Source organism: Amycolatopsis jiangsuensis (assembly GCF_014204865.1).
Taxonomy (GTDB): Bacteria; Actinomycetota; Actinomycetes; order Mycobacteriales; family Pseudonocardiaceae; genus Amycolatopsis; species Amycolatopsis jiangsuensis.
Genome location: NZ_JACHMG010000001.1, coordinates 2,105,529 through 2,128,555, shown reverse-complemented (window position 1 = coordinate 2,128,555; position 23,027 = coordinate 2,105,529). Strand labels below are relative to the sequence as shown.

General features: G+C 69.2%; 20 protein-coding genes and 1 pseudogene. 14 read left to right on the top strand and 7 right to left on the bottom strand.

Annotated elements, in window-relative coordinates:
* The first annotated feature begins 1 nt into the window (after position 1).
* The 8 genes and pseudogenes from BJY18_RS09200 to BJY18_RS09165 all read left to right on the top strand — a co-directional run bounded on the left by BJY18_RS09200 (position 2) and on the right by BJY18_RS09165 (position 10,103).
* Entirely contained in the window at positions 2 to 439 is a 438-nt protein-coding gene (locus BJY18_RS09200; RefSeq protein WP_184779402.1) for an Ohr family peroxiredoxin, read from the top strand.
* A pseudogene (eccCa, locus tag BJY18_RS09195) lies at positions 436 to 4,448 on the top strand (type VII secretion protein EccCa). The gene BJY18_RS09200 and the pseudogene eccCa overlap by 4 nt, the downstream one beginning before the upstream one ends.
* A gap of 135 nt (positions 4,449 to 4,583) precedes the next feature.
* Positions 4,584 to 5,021, top strand: a complete 438-nt coding sequence (locus tag BJY18_RS09190; protein WP_221457649.1) for an MFS transporter — start codon at positions 4,584 to 4,586, stop codon at positions 5,019 to 5,021.
* 266 nt (positions 5,022 to 5,287) lie between these two features.
* Positions 5,288 to 5,851 carry a hypothetical protein gene (locus BJY18_RS09185; protein WP_184779401.1) on the top strand — a complete coding sequence of 188 codons (564 nt, stop codon included), beginning with the start codon at positions 5,288 to 5,290 and terminating at the stop codon, positions 5,849 to 5,851.
* Between the two features lies 1 nt (position 5,852).
* A complete protein-coding gene (locus BJY18_RS09180) occupies positions 5,853 to 7,259 on the top strand; it encodes a dihydrolipoyl dehydrogenase family protein (protein WP_184779399.1) in 1,407 nt (468 codons plus the stop codon).
* Positions 7,260 to 7,345: 86 nt separating this feature from the next.
* Complete coding sequence (locus BJY18_RS09175; RefSeq protein ID WP_184779397.1) at positions 7,346 to 8,119, top strand: alpha/beta fold hydrolase; 774 nt, start codon at positions 7,346 to 7,348, stop codon at positions 8,117 to 8,119.
* Positions 8,116 to 9,636 (top strand): MDR family MFS transporter, encoded by a 1,521-nt coding sequence (locus tag BJY18_RS09170; protein ID WP_246458818.1) that lies wholly within the window; start codon positions 8,116 to 8,118, stop codon positions 9,634 to 9,636. Before BJY18_RS09175 ends, BJY18_RS09170 begins: the two co-directional genes overlap by 4 nt.
* Entirely contained in the window at positions 9,633 to 10,103 is a 471-nt protein-coding gene (locus tag BJY18_RS09165; protein WP_184779395.1) for a MarR family winged helix-turn-helix transcriptional regulator, read from the top strand. Before BJY18_RS09170 ends, BJY18_RS09165 begins: the two co-directional genes overlap by 4 nt.
* An 18-nt stretch (positions 10,104 to 10,121) precedes the next feature.
* Here BJY18_RS09165 and BJY18_RS09160 read toward each other — a convergent pair whose 3' ends face one another.
* Positions 10,122 to 10,700: a TetR/AcrR family transcriptional regulator gene (locus BJY18_RS09160; RefSeq protein ID WP_184779393.1), complete on the bottom strand. Its 579-nt coding sequence runs from the start codon at positions 10,698 to 10,700 to the stop codon at positions 10,122 to 10,124.
* 67 nt (positions 10,701 to 10,767) lie between these two features.
* Here BJY18_RS09160 and BJY18_RS09155 point away from each other — a divergent pair, with 67 nt between their 5' ends.
* Complete coding sequence (locus BJY18_RS09155; RefSeq protein WP_184779391.1) at positions 10,768 to 11,787, top strand: zinc-dependent alcohol dehydrogenase; 1,020 nt, start codon at positions 10,768 to 10,770, stop codon at positions 11,785 to 11,787.
* A gap of 10 nt (positions 11,788 to 11,797) precedes the next feature.
* Here the strand turns inward: BJY18_RS09155 and BJY18_RS09150 are convergent, their stop codons facing one another.
* Positions 11,798 to 12,148 (bottom strand): hypothetical protein, encoded by a 351-nt coding sequence (locus BJY18_RS09150; RefSeq protein ID WP_184779389.1) that lies wholly within the window; start codon positions 12,146 to 12,148, stop codon positions 11,798 to 11,800.
* Positions 12,149 to 12,591: 443 nt separating this feature from the next.
* On the opposite strand from BJY18_RS09150, the gene BJY18_RS36755 reads away from it, so the two are divergent.
* A complete protein-coding gene (locus BJY18_RS36755; RefSeq protein ID WP_281393802.1) occupies positions 12,592 to 12,894 on the top strand; it encodes a nucleoside hydrolase in 303 nt (100 codons plus the stop codon).
* Between the two features lie 101 nt (positions 12,895 to 12,995).
* On the top strand, positions 12,996 to 14,309 hold the full coding sequence (locus BJY18_RS09140; RefSeq protein ID WP_103380686.1) for an ISL3 family transposase: 1,314 nt from the start codon (positions 12,996 to 12,998) through the stop codon (positions 14,307 to 14,309).
* Between the two features lie 24 nt (positions 14,310 to 14,333).
* Here BJY18_RS09140 and BJY18_RS09135 read toward each other — a convergent pair whose 3' ends face one another.
* Both BJY18_RS09135 and BJY18_RS09130 read right to left on the bottom strand, forming a co-directional pair.
* Positions 14,334 to 15,224, bottom strand: coding sequence for an IS982 family transposase (locus BJY18_RS09135; RefSeq protein WP_184778676.1), 891 nt, complete (start codon positions 15,222 to 15,224; stop codon positions 14,334 to 14,336).
* A 356-nt stretch (positions 15,225 to 15,580) separates the two neighbouring features.
* The gene (locus BJY18_RS09130; RefSeq protein ID WP_221457647.1) at positions 15,581 to 17,029 is read right to left on the bottom strand and encodes an amidase; all 1,449 of its coding nucleotides are present in this window, start codon (positions 17,027 to 17,029) and stop codon (positions 15,581 to 15,583) included.
* Between the two features lie 75 nt (positions 17,030 to 17,104).
* Here BJY18_RS09130 and BJY18_RS09125 point away from each other — a divergent pair, with 75 nt between their 5' ends.
* The gene (locus tag BJY18_RS09125; RefSeq protein ID WP_184779385.1) at positions 17,105 to 17,698 is read left to right on the top strand and encodes a TetR/AcrR family transcriptional regulator; all 594 of its coding nucleotides are present in this window, start codon (positions 17,105 to 17,107) and stop codon (positions 17,696 to 17,698) included.
* A 176-nt stretch (positions 17,699 to 17,874) separates the two neighbouring features.
* Here BJY18_RS09125 and BJY18_RS09120 read toward each other — a convergent pair whose 3' ends face one another.
* The 3 genes from BJY18_RS09120 to BJY18_RS09110 form a co-directional block, all read right to left on the bottom strand.
* The gene (locus tag BJY18_RS09120) at positions 17,875 to 18,684 is read right to left on the bottom strand and encodes an MBL fold metallo-hydrolase (RefSeq protein WP_221457645.1); all 810 of its coding nucleotides are present in this window, start codon (positions 18,682 to 18,684) and stop codon (positions 17,875 to 17,877) included.
* 104 nt (positions 18,685 to 18,788) lie between these two features.
* Entirely contained in the window at positions 18,789 to 19,823 is a 1,035-nt protein-coding gene (locus BJY18_RS09115) for an alpha/beta hydrolase (protein ID WP_184779383.1), read from the bottom strand.
* Between the two features lie 57 nt (positions 19,824 to 19,880).
* Complete coding sequence (locus BJY18_RS09110; protein ID WP_184779381.1) at positions 19,881 to 20,495, bottom strand: TetR/AcrR family transcriptional regulator; 615 nt, start codon at positions 20,493 to 20,495, stop codon at positions 19,881 to 19,883.
* A gap of 270 nt (positions 20,496 to 20,765) precedes the next feature.
* Between BJY18_RS09110 and BJY18_RS37715 the strand changes: the two genes are divergently transcribed.
* Both BJY18_RS37715 and BJY18_RS09100 read left to right on the top strand, forming a co-directional pair.
* Positions 20,766 to 21,656: a VOC family protein gene (locus BJY18_RS37715; RefSeq protein ID WP_221457643.1), complete on the top strand. Its 891-nt coding sequence runs from the start codon at positions 20,766 to 20,768 to the stop codon at positions 21,654 to 21,656.
* Between the two features lie 12 nt (positions 21,657 to 21,668).
* The gene (locus tag BJY18_RS09100) at positions 21,669 to 23,021 is read left to right on the top strand and encodes an aromatic ring-hydroxylating oxygenase subunit alpha (RefSeq protein ID WP_184779379.1); all 1,353 of its coding nucleotides are present in this window, start codon (positions 21,669 to 21,671) and stop codon (positions 23,019 to 23,021) included.
* Positions 23,022 to 23,027 lie beyond the last annotated feature (6 nt).

The window sequence follows — 23,027 nt, the reverse complement described above, 5'->3', positions numbered from 1 at the left end:
GATGAGCGCGCGCTACACCGGCGTGGCCGTCTCCACGGGCGATGGCCGGGCGGCTGGCCACGCCCGAACCGACGACGGACTCCTCGACCTCGATCTCGTTCTACCACCGGAGATGGGTGGACCCGGAGGAGCGACCAATCCAGAACAGCTGTTCGCGGCGGGCTGGGCTTCGTGCTTCCACTCGGCGCTCAAGACCGTCGCGGCGCGGACGGGTCGCCTCATCGTGGATTCCGTGGTGGTCGCCGCGGTACAGCTGCACTCCACTGCGGACGGCCGATTGACGCTCAGCGCCGCGCTGCACGTCGACGTGTCCGGTGTCGGCCAGGTGGCGGCCGAAGAGCTGGCGTTGGCTGCCCATGCCACGTGCCCCTACTCCGTCGCGACGCGCGGCAACGTCCCCGTATCCGTCACGGTTCGGGTCGGTGAAAGGCTTCAATGAGCACCTTGCAGTTCAAGCGTTCCCCGCGGTTGGCGGCGCCGCGTCCACCGGGTGGTGAGGTGCACCTCGAGCCGCCACCCGAGGTGCCCCGGGTCATTCCCGGCAACATCGTGCTGAAGGCACTCCCAGTGGTGATGATCGTCGCGTCGCTGGGGCTGCTGGTGTTCCTGTTCCAGTCGAGCCAGCGCAACCCGCTGACGATCGCGCTGGGCGCCACGACGGTCCTCGGCACGCTCGGGATGATGGCCGGCGGCGGTGGCAAGGGCAGCGGGGTCAAGCGCGCCGAGATGGACGAGGACCGCAAGGACTACCTGCGGTACCTGGGCCAGATGCGTGACCGTGCGCGGGAGGCGATGGTCGACCAGCGTGCGGCGCTGGAGTGGGTGCACCCCGACCCGCAGACGCTGTGGTCGCTCGCGGCGAGCCGCCGGATGTGGGAGCGACGGCAGAACGACTCGGATTTCCTGCACCTGCGTGTGGGACGGAGTTCGCATCGGCTGGCCACCCGGCTCGTGCCGCCGCAGACGGGCCCGGTCGACGAGCTGGAGCCGATCTCGACCTTGGCGTTGCGCCGGTTCGTCCGGGCACATTCGATCGTGCCGGACCTGCCCACGCAGATCGCGTTGCGGGGCTTCGCCGCGGTGTGCCTGCAAGGGGACCTCGAACTGACGCGGGGCCTGGTCCGCGCGATGCTCGCGCAGATCGTTTCGTTCCACAGCCCGGACGACGTGCTGGTCGCCGTGGCGACCGCGGGGCGCGCCAAGGGGGAGTGGGAGTGGGCGAAGTGGCTGCCGCACGTGCAGCACCCCACCCTCTCCGACGGCATCGGGCAGCTGCGGATGATGGCCGGCTCGCTGGCCCAGATCGAAAACTGGCTCGACGAAGAACTGCGTGATCGCCAGCGGTTCTCCCGCAACGCCACTCCGGCGCCGGACCAACCGCACGTCGTCATCATCATCGACGACGCCGAAGTCACGCGCGAGGAGCAGATCATCCTCGAAGAGGGGTTGGTGGGAGTGACGTTGATCGACCTGTCGGAGTCGATCGGCAACCTCGCTTCCCGCCGAGGCCTCCGGCTGGTGGTGGAAGCGGATCGCATGGGGGCGCGCAGCACCGGCGGAGTGGAGTGGTTCGGGCGGCCGGACACGTTGAGCGTCGTGGAAGCGGAAACGCTGGCCCGTCGGATTTCCCCGTATCGCCTGGGAAGTTCAGGTGGCCAGGACGCGGCGGAGGAGGAGCCGCTGCTGTCGAACCCGTCGCTGCTGGAGCTGCTGGGCATCCCGGGTGACCCGATGACCTTCGATGTGCAGCAGGCGTGGCGGCCGCGGCCGATCCGTGACCGCTACCGGGTGCCGTTCGGGGTGGGTGAGTACGGGCAGCCGGTGGAGCTGGACATCAAGGAGGCCGCGGCCGAGGGGATGGGCCCGCACGGGTTGTGCATCGGCGCGACCGGTTCCGGTAAGTCGGAGTTCCTCCGCACCCTGGTGCTCGGGATGCTGGCCACCCACTCCTCCTCCACGTTGAATTTCGTGCTGGTGGACTTCAAGGGTGGCGCGACGTTCCTCGGGTTGGACAAGGCCCCGCACGTCTCGGCGGTGATCACCAACCTCGCCGATGAGGTCACCCTGGTCGACCGGATGAAGGACGCGCTGGCGGGGGAGATGAACCGCCGGCAGGAAGCGCTGAAAAACGGCGGCAACTTCAAAAACGTCTGGGAATACGAGAAAGCCCGCGAAAACGGCGCCGACCTGGACCCGCTGCCGGCGTTGTTCATCGTCTGTGACGAGTTTTCCGAGCTGTTGGCGGCGAAGCCGGACTTCATCGACCTGTTCGTCGCGATCGGCCGGCTGGGCCGGTCGCTGCAGATGCACATGCTGCTGGCCTCCCAGCGCCTGGAAGAGGGCAAGCTGCGCGGCCTGGACTCGCACCTGTCCTACCGGATCGGCCTGAAGACGTTCTCCGCGGCGGAGTCCCGCGCGGCGATCGGCGTGCCGGACGCGTTCGAGCTGCCCTCGGTCCCCGGTGGCGGGTACCTCAAGTACGACACCTCGACGCTGGTGCGGTTCAAGGCGTCCTACGTGTCGGGTCCCTACCGGCCGGCCGGGATCCAGGCGGCGGGCCCGGCGGCGACGGTGGTGCGGGCGGACAAGCGGCCGCAGCTGTTCGTCCCGGACTTCGTCGAGCTGCCGAAGGAACCGGAGCCGGAGCAGATCGAGGCCGCGCCGGTGGCGGCGGCCCCGCAGTCCGAAGAAGCGGTCGAGCCGTCCGAGCTGGATGTGATCGTCTCGCGGCTGATCGGGCAGGGCCCGCCCGCGCACGAGGTGTGGCTGCCGCCGCTGAAGGACCCGAACTCCCTCGACACGCTGCTGCCGAACCTGAACCCGACCGACGACCGCGGGTTGTCCCCGGTCGGCTTCTTCGGCAACGGGCGGTTGCAGGTGCCGCTGGGGATCATCGACCGGCCGTATGAGCAGCGGCGCGACCCGCTGTGGGCGGACTTCTCCGGCGCGGCCGGGCACGGCGTGATCGTCGGCGGCCCGCAGTCGGGCAAGTCGACGATGCTGCGGACGCTGATCATGTCGATGGCGCTGACCCACACCCCGGAAGAGGCGCAGTTCTACTGCCTGGACCTCGGCGGCGGCACGCTCGCCGGGCTCGCCGACCTCCCCCATGTCGGTGGGGTCGCGGTCGCGCGGCGCGAGCCGGACAAGGCGCGACGGATCGTGGCCGAGCTGACCACCCTGCTCACCGAGCGGGAGGGCCGGTTCGGGGCGATGGGCATCGACTCGATGACCGAGTTCCGCAACCGCAAGCGCCGCGGCGAGATCCGGGCCGACCAGGACCCGTTCGGCGACGCGTTCCTCATCGTCGACAACTGGCGTGCCCTGCGCGACGACTTCGAAGAGCTGGAAACCACGATCACCCGGCTCGCCACGCAGGGTCTGTCCTACGGCGTGCACGTCATCATCGCCGCCAACCGGTGGGCGGACATCCGCCCGGCGATCAAGGACATGATCGGGACCCGGTTCGAGCTGCGGCTGGGTGACCCGACCGAGTCCGACATCGACCGGCGCGTGGCGGTGAACATCCCGGCCGGGCGGCCGGGCCGCGGCCTGACCCGGGAGAAGCTGCACATGCTCGGCGGTCTCCCGCGCATCGACGGCTCCAGCGACCCGGAAACCATCGCCGCGGGGTGGCGGACGCGGTGGCGAAGATCAAGGGTGCGTGGCGGGGCCGGGCGGCGCCGCAGGTGCGGCTGCTGCCGGAGATGATCACCTATGAGGAGGTGCTCAAGCTCGATTCGGCGCGGGATTCGAAGCTGGTCCCGATCGGGGTGAACGAGGAGGATCTGCAGCCGATCTATCTGGACTTCAACGCCGAGCCGCACTTCTACGCCTTCGCCGACGGCGAATCCGGGAAGACGAACCTGCTGCGCCAGATCGCCCGCGGGATCTCCGAGCGGTATACGGCCAAGGAGGCGCTGATCCTGCTGGTGGACTACCGGCGCACGATGCTGGGGTTCATCCAGGGGGATTCGCTGCTGGGGTATGCGGTGTCGGCGGCGCAGCTGGAAAGCATGGTCAACGACGTGTTCAACTCGATGACCCGCCGCCTGCCGGGTCCGGATGTGACGCAGGAGCAGCTGAAGACGCGGTCGTGGTGGAAGGGCCCGGAGTTGTTCATCCTGGTCGACGACTACGACCTGGTCGCGACGTCGACGAACAACCCGTTGCGGAAGATTTCCGATTTCCTGCCGCAGGCGAAGGATGTTGGGTTGCATCTGGTGGTGGTGCGCCGCACGGGTGGTGCGAGCAAGTCGATGTATGACCCGATCATCGGGAAGCTGAAGGAGATCGCGGCGCCGGGCATGGTGATGAACGGTTCCCGCGACGAGGGCGCGCTGGTCGGCAACATCAAGGCCAGCGCGATGCCACCGGGCCGGGGCAACCTGCTGACCCGCAAGGCGGGCAAGCAGCTGATCCAGGTGTCGTGGATCAACCCCGACTGAGTACGGAAACCGGCCACTGTGGATCGTCCCGGGTTCGATCGCTGGTCAACGCGTCTCCCAAGTTATTGAGTGAGCGCTACATGCAGAGTCTTCCCGGGGGACGTCGCCGACCGCCGCAACGAAGCGAGGTTTCCCGTGAACGTCCTCGAGCAGGTCAAGAACTCACTGATGAGCCGTGCTCAGGTGAGAGCGGTCGCGCTCTGCCTCGTCATCAACCTGATCGACGGCTTCGACCTGCTGGTCACGTCGTTCGCCGGCCCGGCGATCACCTGGCAGTGGGGCCTGTTCCCGTCGGCGGTGGGTGTGCTGCTGAGCGGGGGGCTCGCCGGCATGGCCGTCGGCGGGCTCTTCCTCGCCCCGCTGGCCGACCGCGTCGGGCGCCGCCGGCTCACGCTCGGCTGTCTCGCCTTGGCGTCGCTGGGCATGCTCGCCGCCGCCGCGGCACAGGACTTCGACCAGCTGCTCGCGTGCCGGGTGGTGACGGGGCGGCCGTGGGCGCGATGGCGGCCAGCCTGCCGGTGCTCACCTCCGAATACGCCAGTCACCGGCGCCGAGGGCTGGTGGTCGCGCTGATCACGACCCGGCCTCCCGATGACCGCCGCCGACGGCGGGCCACACCGTTGGCGGCTGCCCGCGAAACCTCCGGCCACCGCGAAGTTCTGCGCGGTGGCCGGAGGTTTCGTCAGTCTGCTGTGGAGGGACGGCCCCCTTGCGGTCATGGGTTCGTAAGAATCTGGATAGAACGATCTGTCTTGACATCGGGTGACGTGCCCGTCATGCTGGCATGAGATAGAACGTTCGGTCTTGTCGGGGAAGGTTCCCGCGGCCTTGAAGGGATCATGGTGATTACTGTCGACTCGCCCGCCGTAGGTGGGTTCGCCCCGGCGCTGCGCCGGTTGTACTTCGTGCGGTTCGCGTTCGCCATCGTGTGGGCGGTCCTGGTGTTCCTGACGACCAAGTCGGGTCTGGGGGCGGTCGGCGTCGCCCTGGTCGTCGTCTACCCGCTCTTCGACGTGGGTTCGGCCATTGTGGACGCTCGGTCGGCGAAGGGTGCCGGTTCGGTGACCGGGCTCTACGTGAACATGGCGATCAGCCTGCTCGCCGCCATCGGCATCGGGGTCGCCGCCGCGTCGGGCATCCCGGCGGTGCTGCGGGTGTGGGGTGCCTGGGCGATCGTGGCCGGTCTGGTCCAGCTGGTCGTCGGCATTTCCCGCCGCAAGATGGGCGGCCAGTGGCCGATGATCCTCAGCGGTGGCATCTCGGTGCTGGCCGGCGCGAACTTCGTGATCAGTGCTTCCGCGGCGAACCCGGCGCTGTCCGGGGTAGCTGGTTACGCCGTCCTCGGCGGCATCTTCTTCCTCGTCTCGGCGATCCGGCTCGGCCGCGCCGCGAAGGGGAATTGACATGTCGACCTACGACGTCATCGTCATCGGGGCCGGCCCGGTCGGGGAGAACGTGGCCGATCGGGTGGTGCAGGGCGGCCTGACCGCCGCGATCGTCGAGCGGGAGCTGGTCGGGGGCGAGTGCTCGTACTGGGCGTGCATGCCGACCAAGGCGCTGCTGCGCAGCGGCGCGGCCCTACGCGCCGCCCGGCAGGTGCCCGGCGCGCGGGAAGCGGTGACCGGCGAGCTCGACGTGGCCGCTGTCCTCGGCCGCCGTGACGACTTCGCCTCGCACTGGAACGACGAAGGCCAGGTCTCCTGGCTCGACTCGGCGGGCATCGCGTTGCACCGCGGGCACGGCCGGATCACCGGCGACCGGGTCGTCGAGGTGACCGCCGCCGACGGCACCACCACGACGGTGACCGCGCGGCACGCGGTCGTCGTGGCCACCGGCAGCGGCGCGCTGGTCCCGGACATCGAGGGCCTGCGCGACGCGAAGCCGTGGACGAGCCGCGAAACCGTCGCGGCGAAGGAGGTCCCGGCCCGGCTCGCCGTCATCGGCGGCGGCGTGGTGGCCTCGGAGATGGCGACCGCGTTCAGCCAGCTGGGATCGTCGGTGACGATGCTGGCCCGCGACGGTGTCCTGCACATGCAAGAGCCGTTCGTCGGTGAGCAGGTGGCGGCCTCGTTGCAGGACAAGGGAGTCTCGGTCCGCGTCGGTGCCGAAGCCGGGTCCGTCAAGCGCAACGAGGACGGCACGGTCTCGATCACGCTCACCGACGGCGAGCAGATCGAAGCCGACGAGCTGCTCGTCGCGATCGGCCGCACGCCGAATACCCAGGACCTCGGGCTGGAGAACATCGGCTTGACGCCGGGGTCCTGGCTGACGGTCGACGACACGATGCGGGTCAACGACTGGCTGTACGCGGCCGGTGATGTGAACCGGCGCGTGCTGCTGACGCACCAGGGCAAGTACCAGGCCCGGGCGGTCGGCGACGTCATCGTCGCTCGCGCGAAGGGTGAGCCGGTCGACGACGCGCCCTGGGGGCGGCACGCGGCCACCGCCGACGAGCGCGCGGTGCCCCAGGTGGTCTTCACCGACCCGGAAGTCGCGTCGGTCGGTCTGACCGCGGCCAAGGCCGAGGCGGCCGGGCTGAACTTCCGGGTCGTCGATTATGACTTGGCCGCTACGGCGGGGTCCGCCGTGCACGCCGAGGGTTACCGCGGGCATGCCCGGATGGTCGTCGACGAGGACCGCAAGGTGATCGTCGGCTTCACCCTCGTCGGCCCGGATGTCGCGGAGATGATCCACGCGGCGACCATCGCGATCACCGGCGAGGTGCCGATCGACCGGCTCTGGCACGCGGTCCCGGCGTTTCCCACCGTCAGCGAGGTGTGGCTGCGGCTGCTCGAAGCCTACGGCCGCTGACCCACCCGGCCTGGTGCCCCGGCCCCGCCGCGATCCGGCGGGGCGGGGCACCGGCACGCCCTCCTTTCCCCGAAAGGGGTTTCGCCATGCTTTTCCGCTTCTCCCGCCTCGCCGTTGCCGGCGTCGCGGCCCTCGCCCTGCTCGCCACTTCCGCACCGGCCACGGCCACCGCCACCGGCGGCCCGAAGCCGACCATCGTCCTCGTCCACGGCGCGTGGGCCGACTCCTCGAGCTGGGCACCCGTCATCGAGCGGCTGCGCCGCGACGGCTACCCCGTGCGCGCCATCGCCGATCCGTTGCAGGGGCTGACGAGCGACACCGCGTACGTCGCCGGCTACCTGTCCACGATAGACGGACCGAAGGTACTGGTCCGCCACTCCTACGGCGGCGCGGTGATCACCAACGCCGCCACGGAGGTCACCGGCGTGAAGTCGCTCGTCTACATCGCCGGGTTCGTCCCCGCCGCCGGTGAGACCATCGGCGAGGTCGCCGCGAAGTCGTCGACGCCGCTGCCGCTGATCGCCACCCAGGTCCCGGCCGGCACCGAGGTCGTCATCGACCCGGCGCAGTTCCCCGCGGCCTTCGCCGGCGACCTCGACCGCACCACCGCGGCCGATCTGGCCACCACGCAGAGGCCCGCCAACACGAGGGCCGTCACCGACGCCAGCGTCGCCGAAGGGTTCCGCGCCATCCCGTCGTGGGCGCTGATCCCGCGCCAGGACCGCGCGATCAGCCCCGACGTGCAGCGCTTCATGACCGCCCGGGCCGGCGCCCGCAACACCGAGGTGGACGGCTCCCACGCGGTCATGCTCAGCCGGCCCGACGCCGTCACCGAGCTCATCGAACAAGCCGCGCGATGACCGCCGAGACCCTCCCGCGCGCCGTTCCCGCGCCGATGACCCACAAGCAGATCCTGCAGGCCCTGTCCGGGCTGTACCTGGGGATCTTCGTGGCCATCCTGTCCTCGACCGTCGTGACGAACGCGCTGCCGACGATCGTCGCCGACCTGCACGCCGGCCAGAGCGTCTACACCTGGGTGATCACCGCGGCGCTGCTCTCCACGACGGTGTCGAGCCCGGTCTGGGGAAAGCTGGCCGACCTGGTCAGCAAGAAGCTGCTCGTCCAGGCCAGCCTGACCATCTTCACGGTGGGCTCGGTGCTGTCGGGCCTGTCCGCTGACGCCGGCTTGCTCATCGCGGCCCGCGTCGTGCAGGGGATCGGCGCGGGCGGGCTGATGGCGCTGATCCAGGTGATCATCGCGACGATGATCCCGCCGCGGGAACTCGGGCGGTATTCCGGCTACTTCGGCGCGGTGTTCGCGGTCGGGACCAGCGCCGGGCCGCTGATCGGCGGCCTCATCGTCGACACGGACTGGCTGGGCTGGCGCTGGTGCTTCTTCGTCGGCGTGCCGTTCGCCGTCGTCGCGCTGATCATGCTGCAGAAGACGCTGAACCTGCCGGTCGTGAAGGGCTCGGTGAAGGTCGACTGGGCCGGGTCCGCGCTGCTGACGGCCGCGGCGTCGGTCCTGCTGATCTGGGTGACGCTCGCCGGCGACCGGTACGCCTGGCTGTCCTGGCCGACCGCCGTCCTGCTCGGCGGCACCCTGCTGCTGGCACTGGCGTTCGTCGCCGTCGAACGGCGGGCCGCGGCCCCGGTGCTGCCGCTGTGGCTGTTCCGCACCCGGACCGTGCTGCTGGCCATCACGGCGGGCCTCGCGATCGGGGTCGCCCTCTACTCCGCGACGACCTACCTGAGCCAGTACTTCCAGCTGGCCGAAGGCAAGTCGCCCACGGTGGCGGGGCTGCTCGCGCTGCCGCAGATCCTCAGCCTCGCCTTGGCGTCCAGCGTCGCCGGCCGGATCATCACCGCCACCGGCCGCTGGAAGCCGATCCTGGTCACCGGCGCCGTGCTGATCACCGCCGGGCTGGCGCTGCTCGGCTTCACCGACCGCGAAACGCCGTACTGGCAGCTGGCCGTCGCGATGACCCTGCTCGGCCTGGGGCTGGGCAGCACGCTGCAGAACCTCGTCCTGGCCGTCCAGAACCAGGTGAGCCCGCGCGAACTCGGCGCGGCGACCTCGTCGGTGTCGTTCTTCCGCACGCTCGGCGGCACCATCGGCGTGTCCGCTCTCGGCGCGGTGCTGGCCGGCCAGGTCGGCCACCACATCGCGGAAAAGCTCGGCTCCGCCGCCGGCGGCGCCCTGTCCCGGCCGGCCGAACTGCCCGCACCCGTCCGGGCCGTGGTCGAAGAGGCCTACGGGCAGGCGACCGGCACCCTCTTCCAATACGCCGTGCCGCTGGCGCTGGTCGCGCTCGTGTGCGTGCTGTTCATCCGGGAAGTGCCGCTCCGGACGACCAACGCCGAGGGTTCGCGATGACCCTCGACGAGGAGACGATCACCGGCCTCGAACGCGAGTTCGCCGTCTTCGTCCGCCAGGACCGGGCGGCGCTGGGGCGACTCGGCCGGGAGGTGCACCCGGACCTCAAGGTCGCGGCGTACCGCCTGCTGGCCCACCTGGCGGAGCGCGGCCCGCGCCGCCCGACCGAGCTCGCGTGTCACGTCGGCGTGACGGCGCCGACGATCTCGCGCCAGCTCCAGCACCTGGAGGAGCTGGGGTTGATCGAGCGGGTCGGGGCACCGGACGACGGGCGGGCGTACCTGGTGCAGTTGACCGAGGCGGGACGCCGCCGGGTGGAAGAGGTCGGTGTGGCCCGACGGCGGCGGCTGGACCGGTTGCTCGGCTCGTGGGCGGACGCCGAGATCCGCGCGTTCGCCGAGCTGCTGGCGAAGTTCAACGGAAGTGCCGCCACCCCGCCTCCCCGCCGGTGCGGCGGGGACGGCTGACGTCCGGTCGCCGCCGGGCTAGTCCGCGGTGAGCGCCGCCCGGATGGCGCGCTCGACGATGTCTTCCAGGGCCGCCGGGATTTCGCGGTCGGCGCTCAGGTACCGGCGTGCGGCGGCGTAGGGCAGATCGACCACGATCAGCAGGATCTCCGCCGTGCCCCGCCCGGTCGCCGCTTTCAAGTCGGTCACCAGGCGGCGGATGTGCCGGTCCCAGTCGGCCTGGTCGGTCTCTCGCGCTTCCCGGCTTTCCGCGGGCCAGGCCGCGGGGTCGAAGGAGCCGAGACCGGCCAGCAGCACCCGCGCGTCGGCCGGGTGGGTGCGGCACCAGGACACGGTCCGGCGCCCGAGCGCGACCGCCGCGGCCACCGGCTCGGCGTCGAAGAGCGGGTACAGCTCCGCGTGGAAGCTCCGCACGGCCCGGTTCCAGACCGCGGCCAGCAGGGCCGCGCGGTTGGGGAACCGGTGGTAGACGGAGCCGCTCGACACGGCGGCTTCCCTGATCACGCCGGCGATGGTGATCGCGTCGGCGCTGCCCGCGGCGAGCAGCCGGGCGGCCGCGTCGAGGATCGTCGACGTGTCGTGCACGAGGCGTGGCATGGGTTGACGATACCGAACGCGCCTTCTAGAGTTCTCTCTCTAGAGAGAGTCGTCTAAGGAGCACGTCATGCAGAGCCTCGTCGTCAGCGGCCCGCGCGGCCTGGAGTGGCAGGACCGGCCCGCGCCTCGCCTGACCGCGCCCGGGGACGCGCTGGTGCGGCCGATAGCCTCGTCCGCCTGCGATCTCGACCGCCGGCTCGTGGTGTCGCCCGCGCCGTTCGCCACCCCGTTCGCGCTCGGGCACGAGGCGGTCGGCGAGATCGTCGACCTGGCCGGCGACGATTCTCCGCTGCGGGTCGGCCAGCGGGTGGTCATCCCGTGGCACATCAGCTGCGGCACGTGCGAGAACTGTCGGCGCGACCTGCCCGGTGCCTGCGGTTCGGTGCCGCGCCTGGCGTCCTACGGCACGAGCGCCGGCGGGCTCTGGGGCGGGTTGTTCGACGAGCTGGTGCGGGTGCCGTGGGCCTCGTACAACCTCACTCCGCTTCCGCGGGGCGTCGATCCGGTCGTGGCCGCCTCGGCTTCCGATAATCTCACCGACGCCTTCCAGGCCGTTCGGCCGACTCTCGACGCTCAGCCAGGCGCCGACGTGCTCGTGGTCGGCGGGACGGCCAGCCTCGGGCTGCTGGTCGTCCTGAGCGCCGTCGCGCTGGGCGCGGGCAGCGTCACCTACCTCGACGTCGACGAAGCCCGGTGCGCCCAGGCCGCCGCGGCCGGGGCGACTGTCATCGCGGCCGACGCTTACCCCGACCGGCTCGACGGCCCTTTCGACCTGGTCGTGGACGCTTCGGCCGCGAGCGCGGGCTTCCGGTGCGCCTTGCTGTCCACACGTCCGGGCGGGACGTGCGTGATCCGGTCTGTCTACTTCGGAGAGCCTCGGCTGCCGTACTTCTCGTTGTACGGCACGGGAATCACGCTCGTCGTCGGGCCGCCGCACGCCAGTCCGCACGTTCCCGGCGTGCTGCGGCTCGTCGAGGACGGAACCCTCGACCCGGCGCCGGTACTGGCGGGCCCGTTCGGCTACGAGGACGCGGTCGAGGTGCTGCTGGACCCGCCGCCGGGCAAGCCGGTCTTCGCTCGGCCGTGAGCGGCGGAATCTACGTAGTGTCGAGTTTATCAACGTGGTGTAGATTCGATTCTCGGCTGAGTTCGTCGGGGTAGACGGTTCCGGACAGGCACAGTGCGAGGAGCTTGTCGATCACCTCGACGACTTCGCCGCTCTCGGCCCAGGCGACTTCCGAGGGGGCGAACGGGGTGGAAAGGCTGAAGGTGTCCGCGCCCCGCACCGCCACCGCGTATTCGGGGCCGCGAATCACCACGGAGTCGACCCAGCCCAGTCCGGTTCGTGTGGCGTGCAGACCGTCGACTTCGCCGAAAGCGTTGGGGAGCGGTCTGATCACGAAGCCATACGCGCGTAGCTGGGCGATGCGACCGTATGCCGGGTTCATGGCCGGGCCGGCATGATCTTCGCGAGGTGTCTACGGCGGCCGTGGGCGGGAGGGGGTTGTCTCGGCCGCATGGTGCACCTCGGTTCGGTGGCTCGTCACTCGGCTGCGCCGTTCGGCGGCAGGCACTCCGACTTTTGACCGCTACCGCGGAGTAGGCCACCCCTGGGTGGTTCGTATCACATCGACGGACAGCGTCGACCGACCGTCCGGGACCCACCGGGGCTGTCGTGCCAAGCCGACGTTGTTGCCGTCGGCGAAACCCGGTCGAAACCGCGCTTTCGGACGTGGCACGCTAGCCTTCGAGCGGCGCCGAACCAGCGTAGACCGCGGTGGCGAGCGACGTCTGGCTCGCGCAGCCAGGCGGTCATCCGGGCATCAGGTCGACCACGCATGGCCGCCGCCGAAGGGCGCTATGCGCATTGTCGAGCGAAGTTCGCAATGTGATGCTCTTCCGGAATCCACGGTCCCTTAGACGGCGAAGCGCGACCGAACTGATCGCGGGCATCCTCGAGAGCATGGCCGAGCCCCTCACGCTCATCCCGACCGGCCCGCGAACCAACATCGCGACCGTGCTCGAACAGCGCCTCGATCTCCAGCAGGAGATCAAGGAGATCATCTGGATGGGCGGGTCCAGCAGCAGAGGAAACGTCGGGGCCTACCCGAGTTCAATGCCTGGGTCGATCGCGAGGCGGCCGACCTGGTCTTTAAGCGGCTCTTCCGGAAATGGAGTGCAGGTGAGGGCGTGACGGACCGCGAGGTTGGGGTCGTGTCGCTGCGGTGAGGCGGGCCCCGAGAAGTTGATGATGACGGTTCCTACGCCAACATCAGCAACGATCCCGGGGACCCGATGTCGCAGCCTACGTGCCCGCCTGCCCAGATCGTGGCCGACACGATCATCCGTACCGTTGAGCTCGGGGTGCGGATCACCGATGCCGCCCTGCGCGGCGAGGTCACGGTGTTGTGGTGCGACCTGCTCACCGACGGGCCCGGCACGTGCCCCGGGTGCGGGCTGGTCGGGATCTACCGCGACAGCGTCGAGCGCCGCGTCAGCGATGTTCCGGTGGTCGGACATCCGTTGCAGCTGCGCGTGCGGGTGCCGCGCTACCGCTGTGTCCACGGCGGCTGCGCCCGCGAGATTTTCGCCCACGACAGCAGCCGGTTGGCCCGCCGCGGTGCGTCGACCACTCGGCGGTGCGCGGAGTATGTGTTGCGGCGCTTGGCGATCGACAAGGTCACCGTCGCCGCGGTCGCCCGCGAACTCGGCCGCAGTTGGGACACCGTGAACAACGTCGCGGTCACCGCGACCGAGCAGCTCTTGCTGTCCGCCGGCCCCGCCCGACTCGACGGAGTCCGGGTGGTCGGAGTCGACGAACACAAGTGGGCGCACGTGTTCGGCGCCGACGGGGACGGGTTCGTCACCGTGATCACCGACCTCACCGCGGTCGTCGCGGGGCAGGGTCGTGCGCGACTGCTCGACCTGGTCCCGGGCCGCTCGGCGGCGGCGATGAGGACCTGGCTCGAGGCCCGAGACCAGGGATTCCGCGACGCAGTCCAGGTCGTGGCGATGGACGGGTTCGGCGGCTACAAGAACGCCGCCACCGACGCGGTCCCGGACGCGGTCACGGTGATGGACCCGTTCCACGTCGTCGCCCTGGCCGGGCACAAGCTCGACCTGTGTCGCCAACGCATCCAACAGGACACCCTCGGCCACCGCGGCCGCACCGGTGACCCGCTCTACCGGGCACGCCGCACCCTGCGGACCCGCCTCGCACTGCTCACCGACAAACAGAGATCTCGGCTCGAGACGGTGTTCGCCGCCGACGAGCACGTCGCGGTCGAGGTCACCTGGTGGGCCTACCAGCAGATCATCGCCGCCTACGCCGCCGCTGACCGCCGCCGCGGCAAGGCCGCACTCACCGCGGTCATCGACCGGATCCGCAGCGGGCTACCGGCCGGGCTCGACGAGCTTGCCACCCTCGGACGGACGCTGCACCGGCGCCGAGACGACGTCCTGGCCTACTTCGAGCACCGAGCCTCCAACGGCCCGACCGAGGCCATCAACGGCCGGCTCGAAGCACTCCGTCGCAACGCCCTGGGCTTCCGCAACCTGATCAACTACCGCATCCGGTCGCTACTGCACTGCGGAGCCCTCGCACTCTAGACGGCTGATTCCGTGAAGTTAGTGTTAGTGGTCGTAGGCGATGAGTGATCGTTTGCTGGTCAGGCCGGTGTTCCAGTTGTGCCAGATGCCGGCGGCCATGGCCAGCAGGCGTTGGGCGACGCGGGTGAACACTCCGGCGGGGGTGCGTCCGCCGTGGGCTTCGAGGTCGAGCTGGCCCTTGAGGGTCTGGTTGACCGACTCGATCCGTTGACGGACACCGCCGAGGTTGCCGTTGCGGTAGGTCTCGTCCTTGCGGTCCGGGCGCAGCAACTCCAGCCCCATCGCCGCGGTCAGCTTCTTGAATTCCTTGCCGGCGAAACCCTTGTCCGCCAACAGGGTCTGGCCGTCACGAACGAGGTGGTGGTTGTGCTCGAGCAGGGCGGCCAAGACCTCGCGTTCGCCGAGTTTCGGGTTGGCCAGGCACCACATGATCGGCATGCCGTCGCCGGCGCAGACGAGGTAAAGCTTGAGCCCCCAATACCACCGAGAGTGTGACGCACAGTAGCCGTAACTGGCGTGGCCGGCCAGGTCGGAGCGCTTCACGGTTTCCCGGGACATCCCGCACGGCACCGGGGTGGCATCGGTGATCCACATGTCGTCAAACCAGGACGGACAGCACAGGGAAAGGGCCAGGATGGTCTTGCGCAGCAACGGTTCTGATGCCTTTAACCGCTTGTGGTAGCCGGACTGCCCAGGAAGATGAGCAAACCATTCACGCCACCGGGAGTCGGCATGAAGATGGCGAATCCATCGGCGCTCGGAGTCATACCGCAGCAACACTTGGGCAGTGGCCAGCGTGATCAACTCACTGTCCGTGAGTAGTGGGCGCCGTCCCCGGCCGGTCCGGGGCAGCACCACATGGTCATCGACGAGCACGTACAGTGCCGTCAGGAGGGTGTTCAGGTCGTTCTTCACAAAATGATCATGAGCACCCTCCACTCATGCCCACACTCGGGGCCACTTCACACGACCTTCACGGAATCACTCATCTAGATCCGGAAGAGCCCTTTAAGCCTGGCCTCCCACTCAGCATGGTCGGCCTCAACATCTCGATGAGCAGTTTGCTGTCGAATTTGGCCAAGTGGTCTTCGAACTAGTGCCGAGGGCTGCGCAAGACGGGTTGCTCACCATCGGGACCACGATCCCGACCACCCTGTCCGACCCGTCGCGTAGGGGCCTTGCCCAGAGCATTCACCTGACAATCGAGGCGATCCGCGGTCCCACGCACGAGTCGCATGCGAAGACTCGGTCATCGTCGCGGGCGCGCCCGGTCACTGGTTCCCCGCCCACACGGCGGGCACCCGGTCGGCCCACGGGCTTGCCTGTTCGAGCTGACCGGCGAGGCGGAAGAGGAGGCCTTCCAACCCATACCCCGCAGCGAACTGCATGCCAATCGGCAGTCCGGTTCCCATGTCGACCGTCAACGGCACCGACATGGCTGGCGTGCCCGTCACGTTGAACACCGCGCTGAACGGCGAGGAGGCGAAGAGCCGGCGAAGCCAGCCGAGGCCGTCCAGTGCTTCGACACCCCGCGCGTGCGTGCCCAAGAGCGGAGGAAGGTCCGGCGCTGTCGGGCTGAGCAGGACGTCGTAGGCGGCGAAGGAACGTGCCAGGCTCCGGGCGATCCGGTTGCGGAGTTCGAGCGCGGCGACGAACTGGGCGCCGCTGACCTGTCGACCGTAGTGATAGCTCGTCAGGGTGGCCGGCTCAAGGGTCGAGGAGTCGATTGGACGTCCGGTGGCGGCGGCCAGCTCGTCGATCGACGCGGTGAGATTCGCCGTCCACTGGCGGGCGCTGGCGAGGACAAAGTCCTCCCAATCGACACCGAGGTGAACTTCGGCTTCTTCCACGTGGTGGCCGAGGGATTCGAGCAAGCGCGCGGTGCGGGCGAGCGCATCGGCGACGCACGCGGCCGTGCGGTTCCCGCCCCAGGCGTGGGTCAGGACGCCGACCCGCAGCGAGCGCGGATCGCGCCTCACCTCCTCCGCATACGGGCGCGACGGCTCCTGGGCGAAGTACGGGTCGCCCGGCTCCGGGCCGCGGATCTGGTCGAGCAGAACGGCGCTGTCGCGCACGGTGCGGCTGAGGCTGCCGTGCACGGCCAGGCCATTGAAGACTTCGTCGGCGTACGGGCCCACGGAGACTCGGCCGCGGGTGGGCTTTAACCCGAACAGGCCGTTGTAGGAGGCGGGGATGCGGAGTGAGCCGGCGGCGTCGGTGCCGTGCGCGATCGGGACCGCGCCGGCGGCGACGGCCGCGCCGGCTCCTCCGCTGGATCCGCCCGCGCTGCGCGCCGGGTCCCACGGGTTGCGGGTCGCGCCGTACAGCACCGGTTCCGTCGTGGTGCTGTAGGCCAGCTCGGCGGTCGCGGTGCGCCCGAACGTGACGAGCCCGGCCTGGCGGATCCGCCGCATCAGGGAGGAGTCGGCGGGGGAGACGTGGCCGGCCGCGAGGCGGCTGCCCAGCTCCATCCGCTTGCCCGCCATGGCGACCGCGATGTCCTTGATCAGGAACGGGACGCCGGCCAGGGGGCCTGAGCGGGGTTCGTCGTCGGCGGGCCACGTTTCCACGACGGCGTTGATCTGCGGGTTGACGGCTTCGGTGGCCGCGCGGGCGGCGGTCTCCAGCTCCGCCGGGGTCACTTCGCCCTCGGCAACCAGCTTCGCGAGCCCGACCGCGTCGAAGCTGACGTACTCGGTGGTTTCCACTGCTGCTCCCATCAGCCAAAGCGATACCTATCAGTCTCATACGATACCGAACGGTATCAGAAGATACGGAATGGTATCGTAGTCGTCATGACCGTGAGCCCCGGCAGGCCTGGCAGGGTGGCCACGCTGCCCCCGCGCGAGCGCATCCTCGACGCCGCGGAGGAGCTGTTCCAGCGCGAGGGCATCCAGCGCGTGGGTGTCCAGGCGATTGCCGACCGGGCCGGGACCACCAAGATGGCGATCTACCGACACTTCGAGACGAAGGACGCGCTGGTCGCGGAGTGGCTGCGCATCCTCGCCGCCGAGTACCAGGCGGCCTTCGACCGGGTCGAGGCCGACTACCCCGGCCGGCCGCGCGAGCAGATCCTGGGCCTCGCCCGCTTCATCGCGGACGGCCTGCCGTCGATCTCGTACCGGGGCTGCCCGTTCATCAACTCTCTCGCCGAGCTGCCCGACCGCGCGCACCCTGCGCGGCGGGTGATCGAGGAGCACAAGGCCCACCAGGCATCACGGCTGCTGGGCATGTGCTCCGAGGCTGGCCTGCGTGACCCAGAGCAAGCCACGGCTGCGATCACTTTCGTCTTGGAAGGCGCGCAGGTGAGCACGCAGAACGGCAGCATCGAGCAAGCAGGGGACCGGCTGCTGGAGATTGTCGAGGCTATCCTGGCCCAGTACGGTTAGTCCGCGGTATGCGGTACCCGGATGACGTGCTCGACATGCGCACCAGGTGGCCGATGAGGTCGCGCGCCAGCCCGCTCGGAACACAGCGTCGGCTGCGCCCACTGGCCATCACGGACCTGGTTCACCAGACGGCCGATCACCCCGAACGACTCTTCGTGGAGGTCGGGTAGACCCCGTCAGGTGTGCCAGCTCCGCCCCTGCCCGGTGAGGACACGCCCGAACGCCAGCTCGGGGAAGTGCGCGCCCACGCCCGTCGTGGCGTCGTCCTCCAGTTCGCGGAAGAGGCTGTCGCGCACTCGCCGGGCGAGGGCCGGGTCGACGTCGGCCATCGACTGCCAGCTGGGCTCGTCGAGCTGCACCGGGCAGGTGATCGCGTCGCCGAGCAGCAAAGCGCGTTGCCCTGCCGAGGACACGACGACGCAGAGGTGGCCTGGTGTGTGGCCTGGGGTCAGCATCAGCGACAGTCCGGGTGCGATGGTGGTGTCGTGGTCGGCGAGCTGCACGCCGTCGCCGAGTTCGCGCGTGGCGAGCAGACCGCGGCGGATGTGGTCGGCCAGTTTGGCTTCGCCGACGACGAAATGGTCCCAGTCGCCGGTGCCGAACCAGATCGTGGCCCCGGGGAACACCGGTTCGGCGTTCGTGTCGAAGAGCCAGCCGCAGTGGTCGCTGTGCAGGTGGGTGCAGACGACATCAGTGACATCGGCCGGTGTCATGCCGATCGCGCGGAGACCGAGCAGCAGCTGGCCGCCGATGAGGAGTCGTCGCGGGCCGGCGTCGTCCAGCGTAGGGCCCATACCGGCGTCGACGAGCACCGTGCGGTCCCCGGTGCGGACGAGGAAGCAGCCGATGGGCAGCCACGCCATGCCGTCGCGGGCCTGGAACAGGTGTTCATGGCCTTCCGGTCGCACGTGCTCGCCGAAGTAGGCGGGCGACGCGCGGAAGGTGCCGTCGGTGAGGGGGTGGATGGTGATGTCGCCGATCTGCATCGATCTCCCTTCCGGTCGTCCTCATCAACCCTACCGCCGACTGTGTAGTGAGCACTACTTCGAGCTCGCGGACTGCGCCGTCCACTTTGGAGTCCGCGGTGCCGCTAGGAAGAACGGAGCAGGTTGGTGTTGAGGAAATCGTTGATGATGCGTTCGGTCTTGGGTCCGTTCTCGGGTAGTTCGGCTCCGTGGGCCTGGGGCAAGCGCCGCACCGTCACGGTGACGCCCTCGTCGACCAAGCGCCGGGCGTACGTGCTGCCCTCGTCCCGCAAGACGTCGTAGTCGCCGAGGACGATCAGTGTGGGCGGCAGGCCGTGGAGGCTGGGTGCGTGCATGGGGGAGGCGTAGGGGTTGTGGGCGTCGGCCGGTGAGGCGAGGTACATGTCCCACATCTCCAACGCGTTCTGCCGGGTCATCACGTAGCCCTCGGCGAAGCGGTGCATCGAGGGGGTGTTGCAGCCGCTGTCGGTCGCCGGGATGTTGAGCACCTGCGCGGAAAGCGACGGGCCACCCCGGTCCCGGCTCATCAGGGCCACCGCCGCGGTCAGGGCACCGCCGGCGCTGCCGCCGCCCGCCGCCAGGCGGGCCGGGTCGACGCCGAGGCGCTCGGTGTTAGCCACCACCCAGTTCAGGGCCGCGTAGCAGTCCTCGACCGGGAGCGGGAACTTGTGGTCCGGAGCCATTCGGTAGTCGACGTCGATGACGACGACGCCCAGCTCGCGGGCGCGTGCGCCGTGCACCGCGGCGTTGCCCCGCAACACGTCGAGCCCGCCGCCAACCCAGAAGCCTCCGCCGTGGAAGTGGATGTACGCCGGTGCCGCGCGCACGCCGGCGGGCCGGTAGACGATTGCGTTGATCGCACCGGCCGAGCAGTCGCCGCAGCCGGCCCAGCCGCATCCGCCGGTGACGGGGATGCGGACCTCGCTCACGTCGACGTCCGCGCCTGCGGACGGCCTTCCCATGGCCTCGCTCATCTGCGCCTGCTGCCGGGCGCGCTCCTGCGTGACCCCGGCGAACCACGCGTCCCGGGCGACGGGGTCGGCAGGCGGGTGACGGACGGTGGGGGCCGGCATGTCGGCCAGGCGCGGGGTGATCTGATCGATGATCTCGCGAAGTCGTGGCTCCACAACCAAATCCATGGTCGCGAACGTTAGGTGCCTTGCCCGCGAATGTCTACACAGGACCGAAATTCGGGGCTACGGACGACTGATGCCCCGCAAGACGATCCGAAGGGCCCGGTCCGCCTGTCCGCGCCGCTCGTCGGGGGTGGTGTCAGCCCGGGACCCTACGGTCACGACCACGCCGCTGACGAGGGAGAGGACGTCCTCGGCATCGACGTCCTCCCGGACGGCTGCGGCCTCCTTCGCCCGATTGAGCAACCCGTTCAGCGCCTCGCTGACGAGCTTGTGCCCGCGCTCTGCGTTGCCCGCGGCGTCGCTTTGCTGCAGGCCTTGGGACATCAGCTGGATGAGCACGCCTTGGGATTCCAGGCCCAGCGCCACGAACGAGCCGAGCCACTGCGTCAGGGTCTCCCACGGCTCGCCGGTTCCGGCGAGCGCGTGGGCCCGCTCGGCGATCCTGGCGGTGCGGTCGCCGTATATCCGCTCGAACAGGTGCATGCGGCTGGGGAAGTGGCGGTAAAGCGTGGCTGGGCCGACGCCGGCCTCCTTCGCCACCTCTTCCAGCGCGACTCCCGGTCCCACGCGCTCGATGAGGCGCTCGGCCGCGGCCACGATCTGCTCGATGCTCCGCTGCGCGTCCGCTCGCATCCGACGGCGTGGTGCGGGCGAAGCCATCTCCTCGGCTGTCAAAGGAACTTCCTCCCTCTTGCGGATATCTGTGAGGGTAGCTTACGATGTCGTCTAGTTGAGAGTTGACTCTCAGTTAAGCACCTTCAGCGAGGAAGGAGCCACGCCCCCCGTGAAGTCCGAAGTGGACACTTCGGCTGCGGGGTTTCGCCGAGACCACGAGTCCGGCACGCGACGGGCCGCAGCGCGGTGCCGGAGCGTCGTGTCCGTTGCTGCCTTCCTTGCGGCTCTTTCTCGTGCACGCCAAAAACTCTTCCGGATGAGGAGAAGACTGTGTCCTACGTCAGTGCTCTCGGCTACATCGGAGTCGGTGCCAGGGACCTCGACGCGTGGCAGACGTTCGCCACCGAGATCCTGGGTCTGCAGGTCACACGCGCCCAGGACGCCGAGAACGTCGATACGCTGTTCCTGCGCATGGACGCCCGCGATCACCGCATCGCTGTGCGCGCCGGCGAAGACGAGCTGAGCTACGCCGGGTGGGAAGTCGCCGACGAGGCGGACTTCGAGGCCCAGGTCCGCGCGTTGGAGTCGGCCGGGGTGGCCGTCAAGGAGAACTCCGGGCTAGCCGAGGTCCGCGGCGTCCGCCGGCTCGTCCAGTTCGAGGATCCGGCGGGCTTCCGGCTGGAGCTCTTCTTCGGCGCCGCGACCGTCGCCGATCCGTTCGTCTCGCCCACGGGTGTCCGCTTTGTCACCCAGGATCCCCGCGGCAGGGATCTGGGCCTGGGCCACATCGTGCTCGCGGCGCCGGACACAGACAAGATGATCGACTTCTACCTGAACACCCTGGGGTTCAAAGTCAGCGACTTCATCACCTTCAAGCCACTGGTCCTCACCTTCACGCACGTCAACCCGCGTCACCACTCCCTTGCCTTCGGCCCGGCTCCCGAGGGGACCAAGCCGTTCATGGACCACTTCATGCTCGAGGTCGACGACATCGACGGCGTCGGCCGTGCCCTCGACCGGGTCCGCGCCCGCGAAATCTCACTGACCGCGAGCCTGGGCCGGCACACCAACGACGGAATGCTGTCGTTCTACATGAAATCCCCTTCGGGCATCGGCGTCGAGTACGGCACCGACGGGAAGCTGATCGACGACGACGTCTGGACTATCACCAACTGGGACGCGGCCCAGTTCTGGGGACACGACCGCAGCCACACGCACTGAAAGGCGGCGAACATGGCAGAGACGAGCGTGGTGGACCAGCTCGATTCCCTGGTCTCGCTGGAGCGCGGCGAAATCGACAGGCGCATCTTCAGCGACCAGGAGATCTTCAACCTGGAGATGAAGCACATCTTCGGCCGGGCCTGGCTGTTCCTGTGCCACGAGAGCCAGATCCCCAAGCGGGGCGACTTCTTCGAAGCGCCGATGGGGACCGACAACGTCCTGGTCGTCCGGCAGAAGGACGGCGGTATCAAGGCGTTTCTCAACACCTGCTCCCACCGGGGCAATGCCGTCTGCCGCGCGGAAGAGGGCAACGTCCGCAACTTCATGTGCACCTACCACGGCTGGACCTTCGGCCTCGACGGCGAATTGGTTGGTGTCCCGGGCTCGTCACTGTTCTACAAGGACAAGCTGGACCGCTCGAAATACCCGCTGCGGAAGGTGGCCCAGCTAGAGAGCTACCGGGGATTCGTATTCGCGACGTTCGACGAGACGGCCCCGCCGCTGCCGGAGTACCTGGGCGCCACGGGCCGGCTCGGCCTCGACCTGCTCGCCGAGCGCGGCGACATGGAGGTCATCCCGGGCATTCAGAAGTTCACGGTCAAGACGAACTGGAAATTCACGGTCGACAACGTCTTCGATTATTACCACCCGCAGATCACTCACATGTCCGCCTTCGCGCTGGGTCTGATCCCTGCTCCGCCCGACAACTACATGGAAGGTGGCGCGAAGAGCGAGACCGGCGCGAACCTAGAGGTACCCTTCTTGCCCACGGACCTGCACAACGTGGTGATGGTGGGCGAGTACGGTCACGCGATTTCCGGCCCGGACCAGGACGCACTCGAAGTCAGCACCGGTGTGGAGCCCTTCGCTTGGCGTCACAACGACGAGACGCAGGCGAGGCTGGGCCGGCACGGCAGCCGGGTCGCCGGCCACCCGCACATTTTCCCTACGACCTGGGTGACCGCCGGCGGGCAGCTGAGTCTGCGCGTCCCCCGCGAGCCGGGTGTCACCGAGATCTGGTGGTTTTCCTTCCGCGACAAGAACGCCTCGCCCGAGGAGAACGCCGCACTGCTCAGTTCCCACATCCATTTCTTCGGCCCGGCCGGGTTGCTGGAACAGGAAGACGGCGAGAACTGGGCGCAGTCGACCTTGCAGACCAAGGGGCTGCGCAGCCGCGAAGTCCCGCAACTGCTGAAGATGGGGCTCGGCACCTCCGAGGTCGTCAAGGACGACGGGCTGGCGATCATCGATGCGCCGATCAACGAACACGCTCAGCTGTGGACTTACCACTCGTGGCGTGAATGGCTGCGCAACCCGACGTGGGAGGAACTGCGCGAGCGGACCGTCCCGCACGACCGCTTCTGACCGACA